At 38.2% G+C, this 8,151-nt stretch carries 2 protein-coding genes; both read right to left on the minus strand.

All coding sequences use genetic code 11. The features are described 5' to 3' along the window. Positions 1-6,461, minus strand: a 6,461-nt coding sequence (locus tag A9G25_RS11370) for a two-partner secretion domain-containing protein (protein WP_141675094.1), incomplete at its 3' end; no start/stop codon positions are given. A 97-nt stretch (positions 6,462-6,558) separates the two neighbouring features. Then, a partial coding sequence (locus tag A9G25_RS11375; RefSeq protein ID WP_065626187.1) for a ShlB/FhaC/HecB family hemolysin secretion/activation protein occupies positions 6,559-8,151 on the minus strand: 1,593 nt, incomplete at its 5' end.

Consider the following 8,151-nt stretch of genomic DNA (forward strand, 5'->3'; position numbering starts at 1 on the left):
ATGTCGTTATTCGCTTGTAAATATGCCAATCTATCCGCATTTAATCTGCCACTGCTGTTGATGCTATCTTTCGCTTGAATAATGATGGCGCCCGCATCAATCAAACCTTGGTTATTGACGTTATTACCTAATAAGGCAACTCGGTTTTTACCTAATATCGTCCCCGAGGATTCGATATCTTTCTCCGCCAGCACCGTAACACTTTTTCCCGATAATAATGCCCCGTCCGTCGTTAATTGTGGGCGGTTAACAAGGTATACTTGTGGCACCAATACCGATACCGCTTGTCCATCAACCTGCACCGTTTTGCTTTCTAGCCAAACTATATCACTGGTTAAGGCTTTCATTTGTTCCGCTGACAGCGAGGCACCTATCGATAATCCGTACTGCTTAGCGAATTCGACTCCCGCATTCATCAGTGCTTTATATTGCTCCAAGTCACTGGTGTAATCACCAATATATCGATGCCCCGTTAAGGTAACAATTTGCTCGCGGATGAGCTGTTGCTCGTAATAACCATCCCCTAACCGTTTTTGGATATTATTCGGATCAACCCTTAAGCGGTTGAACATGTAATCGGAACTTAACCATTTTTTGCGGTTGGTGAAACGGCTGTCAGTTTCAACAAGATAGTTGCTCTTTGGGTCTTTGTTAATGATTGATAAGCTATTTTGCGGTAAGGTTAAATTAGGCTCAACAAAGATAATGGAATCAGCGTAATGCTGACTATCTTCACTGGTCACTTTTTGATTAGTGTCAATAATGGGGGTATCTGGCTTTTCAACGCTATCCGGTTGAATGATAGGGTTTGTGATCGGCAAATCATCCAATGGGTGTTCGGTTGAAATATTGATATTGCCCTTTTCTTTACCATTGTTGATGATAGCTTCAAGGGAATTGTCGAGGTGTTTATCTGTTTTGACTTCGGTCACAATCGGATTAACAATGTGCCCTACGCTAATTTTTTCTTCTTCTCGCTGCTGCAAGTCAATTTGGGTTTTATCCACATTGGTGTGGGACTCCATTTTGGCATGCTCAAGATCGATAGTGGTGACGGATTGGTTTTTATAATCTTTCCACCTTGCTCTTTTTTTATATACGGCTTTACCGTGCTTATTCTCTTTTTCTCGGTAATGATAAATTTCATCGCCAGTATCGGAAATGGTGCGCTGGCCTTTTAATGAGTGATTATTAAGTGTGCCGGTCATAATATCTAAGGCATTACCAGCAACAATTTTACTGTTGTCATTCTCTAAATGGTCGGATTGTATACGCAAATCTTTACCAGAGATGATTTCTGCCGGTGCCGTACTTTTGATTTTAGTTTCATAAATATTTCTTGTGTAATCATATTCATAATACTTATGAGTGGAATCAAAAGCGCCATTATTTGAATGCAAAACAGGGTATCTGTGCCGCTTTTTAGGGCTAGTGCGAATGCTGACTTCATCGGGTTTATATCGCCGAGCATCACCGAGAGGTGAATATTCAACAATATGTTGCCTTTCTACCAAGACCTCTTCAGTTTCAATATGGTCATTAATGTTGTTAATGTGGTTAACTTTTAAGGCCATATCGTCAGCCGATTCAATCCGTGCTGAATGGTTGTTTAATGTTTGCCCCTCAATGTACATATCCCCTAAGCTGAGTATCAAAGCGTGATTGGTGTTATTTAACGTGTCAACATCCAATAAGAGTGCTTCCCTTGCCGCAATAGTGGGGGCAACAGGGCTGGATAAAGAAGCAGCACGGTTGTTCACCTCATGGGCTTTGATAGAAATCCAATCCCCATATAAACGTGCACCCTCTAGATTGTCAAAACGCTGCGAAGCGTTCACATTGACCTCGCCACCATCAATAAGCCCTTTATTTTCCAATACACGACTATTGGTGTTGATTTCCTCCGATTCGATAATACCCTTTTCTGTGTTTTTAATTTCATCACTCTTAAGGGTAATGGCTTGACCTGATGAGATTTTACCGTCATTGGTAATATGGCTTGCATTGATTAATATATCTTTATTGGCTAGCAAGCTGTTTTTGTTATCAAACCCATGCGTTAAATTAAGCTCAATATTGTTTTCAGCAAGCAGTTCTCCATCACCACTAAGTTGATTGGCGTTAATGGCAATATCATTGGCTAATAAACGGGCTTGGCTGTTGGCTATTTCATCCGCTTGAATATGTAATAACGTTTTGGCAATGATATCCGCTTGTTGGTTTTCAAGTGATTGTGTTTTTAGCTCAATTTTTTCTGCATTAAATTTAGCATTCTGATTAGTAATGGTATTAGCAATAATCTTTAATAAACTTGCCGTTTCAAGTTTTGACTGGCTATTATTAATCGAATTGGCCTCAATTAAAATGCCATTATTGGCCGTCGTTGTTGCGTGTTGATTATCAATAGCCCCATGAGACTGCAATTGAATTTGTTGCATCGCTATGAGCTTGGCATGATTATTGGTTAAATTATTTTCTGCATGTAACCGAATATTGCCCATGCTCAATAATTTTGCTTGTTGGTTATCAACGGTTTGTCCATCTAAGGTGATATCACCTTTAGCCTGAATATCAGCAGACTGATTATTGATATAATTTGCTTCAATTGTTAGGTCGCTTTCTGCGATTAATTGTGCTTGGTGATTATTCACATCATTGGCCGTAATTGCCAATACCCCTTTACTGCTTAACTCAGAATCTTCATTATCTAAAGAATCTGCATGAATGATAAGACCATCTTGCCCTGAGATAAGCATCGCATGTTGGTTAGCTAGATGGGCATTGACATCCATTTGCATACCTTGTTTGGCTTGTAAGGCGGCATTACGATTATCAAGGTTGTTGGTATGAATCGAAATGCGTTTATCTGCTAGCCATAAAGCGTTTTGATTATTTATTTCGTTACTGTTTATCGAAATATCTTGTTTAGCGGATAATGTGCTATCTTGATTATTTGTTTTGTTGGCGTCAATACGTATCGAATCATTAGTAATTAATGTCGCTGATTGATTATCAAATTCAGTACTTTGAATATCAATCCCTTTTTCTGCATTAAAATAAGCAGATTGGTTAGCTAATTTTTTAGCGGTTAATGATAATTGACCACCCGATATTAAGGTTGCCTCGTTATTATTTAATGTATCGGCTTTGACGGTAATATCATTATTGGCTTTAAATACAGATGAATGATTATCAATGTCATCACTATCAATAGTAATAGCATTTTGACTGACCCATTTGACTAATGCGCTATTAAGCTTTTTGGCTTTTATGGCAATATTATCATCCGCTTTTAATATAGATGACTGACTATTAAGTTCATCCGCATTAAGCGTGACTTCGTTACCCGCTACCAATAAGTTATTCTGATTATTAATTTGCTTGGCAGCCATATTAATTTTATTTTGTGTTCGAATGTCAGCGTTTTGATTATCTAATTGCTCATCAGCATTAAACTCAACATCGCCTGTCGCAATCATGGTGCTATGTTGATTATGAATCTTTTTACCTTGCATAGTCAGGTCATGACCAGACTTGATTTTCGAACGTTGATTATTAATTAACTGTGACTCAAGCTTTAGTTTATCACCGGAAATGAGTATTGCATCAGCATTGTCCAATTTGTCGGTAGCCATTATAGATAGTGCCTTACCCGATTGCATGGCCAAATGACGGTTATCAATGTCTTTACCTTCGATATTTATCGATTGCTGGCTAATGATTTGTGCATTTTGGTTGTCAATGTCGTTAGCCTGAATATGAATAGCAGCTAATGCATTAATTTGGGTATTTTGGTTATTAACATTGTTCGACAATAAATCAATTTTTCCATAACTGAACAATTTGCTGTTATGATTATTTAAATACGGTGCTTTAAAGTAAATATCTTTATAGCTTGATATTGACGAATTTTGATTATTAATCGTTTGTGCATTAGCGGTGATATTGCCTTCACTAATCCATTTTGCGTTGTTATTCTCTAATTGTGAAGTTGCTGTAACGGTTATGTCATCTTTGGCACTTAATGTTGCTTCATTTAATTTAACTGTGTTTGCTTCAATGGTTGACTGTTTTTCACTCACCATTAAGCCATTCGTGGCATCAATATAATCTGATGCATTCAGTTTTATATTCCCTTTGGCTTTAACTTTTGATTTTTGCGCATCAATATGTGAGCTGGTAATATGGATATCATTATTGCTAACTAATGTGCCCTCATTAACCCATAGTTGCTCCGCTGTTATCGCTATGCTATCGCTAGCGCTGAGCTCGGCATTATTATTATTTATATTTTTACCTTGTAGCGTTAAGCCAGAATTAGTCAGTAATTGTGCGGATTGATTGTTTTGTTCGGCTGAATTAATGGATAAATACCCATTGGATTTTAATTCTGCAGATTGGTTATTAACCTGTTGCCCATCAATAGCAATATTATGCAGTGCGGTAAATTTTGCATATTGATTAAAAAATTGCTTAACATTGATATTAATCGTTTTTTCTGAAATAAATGTCGACGAATGATTATCAACTAGCCCACTGTTAATATTAATATCACCTTTTGCCCTTAACGCCGCTTTTTGGTTGTTGATTTGATTGGCATGAACAGTCAAAACACCTTCAGTTAATAACTCAGACTGCTGATTATTAAACTGATGGCTATCAATGGTTAAATCTTTTTTCGATTGTAATGTGGATTTCTGGTTTTCTAATGTATCAGATTTTATTTGCAAACCATCATTAGTGACTAACAATGATTCGTTATTCGTAATATGTTGCCCTTTTAAATTAATCGCCCCTTCTGCCAAAAGCATCGACTTGTGATTATCAATAAAACGCCCTGCATTAAAATTAATTTTATTACCTGTATTGAGTTTTGATTGAGCATTATTGATACTACTGCCATTAAAGGTTATGTCTCCTTTAGCCAATATAACAGATTGTTGGTTATCAATTACGTTACCTGTAGCTGAATAAGATGCATTAGTTTTAACTTGTAAATGGCGGCTATCAATGGAATTATTCGCCTGTAGAAGGATATCTTTTTCACTATGGATTGTTGCTGTGTTGATATCAATATTTTCAGCCGTTAATGTGACCGATTCAGCACTATTTTGGCTGTTGGCTAGATTAATATTCTTTTGTGCATTAACTTTAACGTGTTGACCTGCCAGATTTTTACCCGTGAGTGAAATATTATTGGCATCTGCGGTAATATTGCTTTTTTGTGTTAATTTTCCCTGTTCATCAATCCCCGCGGCAATCGTGCTTTTTTGCGTACTATTTATTTCCGAAGCTTTAAGCGTAATGTCATTTTTTGCAACTAATGTTCCTTCATTGACTATTGATTTTTCACTGTTTAACTTGATGTTTTGTTTACTGTATATCTGCTTACTGTTGTGAATGTCGTTTTGACTGCTTAAACGGATATCTTGCTGAGCCTGTATCGCCCCTGTATTGACGATTTTACCCTCCGCCGTTAGGGTTATATTGCCAACACTCGCACCCAATTCTCCTGCATTATGTACACCAACCCCCTTTTCAGTGCCCACTAGGTTGATTTTGCCTGCATACATCCCTCCCAATGCGGATACATCTATCGATACTTCAGGTTTGTCGCCTACCTGTTCATCCAATGGGGTGATTTTTTGGGTGTCTTGGCTGACTTTATTGCGACCCGTCACTACATTTAAGTCATTCGCCCAAACCGCTGAGTTTATCGATACCGTGCGTGCAATTAAATCCGTATAACTTTGCGTTGAACTGTCAAATCCTTTACCTGTCACCGCGATATGACCTTGTTCAACCTGATAACCCGTCAAATCACCATTTTCTATTATCGGCTTTCCCGTCGTTAGCGTGCCACGACTGGCATTAATAAAACCACAACCATTACAGGTTATTCCCGATGGGTTGGCAATGATAACTTGTGCCTTTTGACCCGCTACTTCAACCACCCCATTTAATTGACTAGGATTGCGTGAGTTGACTTCGTTTAAAATAATTTTAGCACTACCTGTGGCATTTAATAGCTCATTACCTTGAACATACCCCCCAATCTGGGTTTTGCTTGCCTTACTACTGTTATTTAAAATGACACCTTGCTTCGATACATCAAACTGTTGGTATTTATTATGTGATACCCCTTTCTTATTCGGCGTTTGAATATTAATCTGCGTTGTGCCATTGGCTGTTGAGCCAATCAGAGGCTGTTGATGTTTGCTGGCTTGACGGTCTGGGACAATGTGGTTGCCATAAACTGGAGCGCTAATACTCACAAAACCTAACGAAATAGATACAAGAAAGGTTATCGGTCTTAATTTAGCAAAAAGCGATTTGAAACTGGCTTGCTCTCTTGTTGATGAAGTTTGTTCACTACCTATCGGTGTTTTAGTTATATCCGCAACGACCATCTGCATGCCACGTTTTTTGTTAAAAATAACTCGGTATAACTTCTTATTCATCGCTTAATTCCTTTCTCTTATTATCTTTTCTAATATTGATTCTGTATTTATCTTGCTTTACTTCTCTCTTTTTTGACTATTAAATCGTCATGTAATATTAATAATTCCAATTGACACTAAACCCTAAGACTAAGGGGTTAGTGTTAAAACCTTTGGGTTTTCGTATCGGTTTTCCCGCAAAGAGGTCATAGTAAAATCCATAATTATTACCTCTGATTCCAATAACACCTCCCGTTAGGTGCCTCCCCAACAAATATTCACTTTTTGCTCCTGATACTTCACCTGTATCAATCCCTAAGTAAGGTTCATGATTAAACGGTGCTTGCCAAGCAAGCTCATTACGCACATACCACCCCCGGTCTGCTTTTAACGTTAATTCACCATCAAAACCGCGTACGCTCCAACGTCCGCCTATCGAAAACTGGTCTGGTGAAGTTAAACGCTCGCCTCGAGTATATTGACCTTGATAGTCGATATGATAACGATATTGTTGCTCACCTAAACGAAAAGGAATATTGGCCGCAAAGTTAACTAGAAAAATATTCGATAATGCACTGCCGTTATCTTCCGGATTAAGCTCCTCTGGCGCTTTTTGTGCATTGAACCATCTCACGCCTTTTTGATATGACACCCCCGCATCCAATACTATATCGTTAATATAATGCCGATGTTGTAAACCTAATTGCCAGTTTGTGGTCTTCCTTTGCTGGATTTCGATTTCCGTTTCATTGATATAGTTATGCGATTGACGCAAGTTAATGCCATAACTTAATGTCGTTTTTTGTGATTCATTTCGATGAATCACTCGACTGAGCTGTACATTTGCGCTCCGACTGCGACCACTGTATTTGTAATCTTCATTTTGTCCCGCTACCGTTTGATGATATTTATTCCCCGATAACGAAGCACTAAGCAACCAATATCCCCATGGCACAGAATACGATAATAAATAGTTACGTGAGCCATATTTCCCTTTGCCGTTTAAATCATGTCCCCCTGATGCATAAAAAGAATCACTTAATGACAAAATGTTGTCCAAATAAAAGGTTACCCCTCCTTGATCCCGCCCTGTCGTCTTTGTACCTGAATCATCCACCGATAAACCTAATCGCCACATCTTTGTCTGTTTTCGAGCTATTACAATATCACTTTCACCTGGTTTGTCTCCTGGGACTAACTGCATCTGCGCACTTACGGTGGGTAAACGTTGTAAATTTTCAAGCCCTTGCTCAATATCGCGTAAATTGAGTGTTTTGCCTTCTCTAACTGGCATGGCACTATAAAGCTGCGCATATTTATCACTATCATCACTATAGTTAACGTGCCTAACTTTACCTTCAACAAGCAATAATTTTAACGTCCCATTCGCTAAATCTTGCTCTGGGGCTACAACTCGAGTTGTAATAAAACCATAACTTACCAAGCGGTCTTGCAACTGACTCATCAATAAATTAATACCTTCCCCCCCCAAACAACGATGCTCAGCTTGTTGAGCGAGTTTCTTTAAAGGGATAAACCAAGGTAATTTGTCACGATCAATTAATTCAACTCGATTAATATTGAAACATAATGACTCAACAGGAAATTCTATCTCGCCAACGGTTTTACTTGGCGGTAATAAATGAATATCAGGAGAAGTTGGATTTAATGAATCCTCTAGCGCTTTTTGACGCTCTTGCTGGTGAATTAA

This window comes from Gilliamella sp. Bif1-4 (assembly GCF_001690535.1).
Classification (GTDB): domain Bacteria; phylum Pseudomonadota; class Gammaproteobacteria; order Enterobacterales; family Orbaceae; genus Gilliamella; species Gilliamella bombi.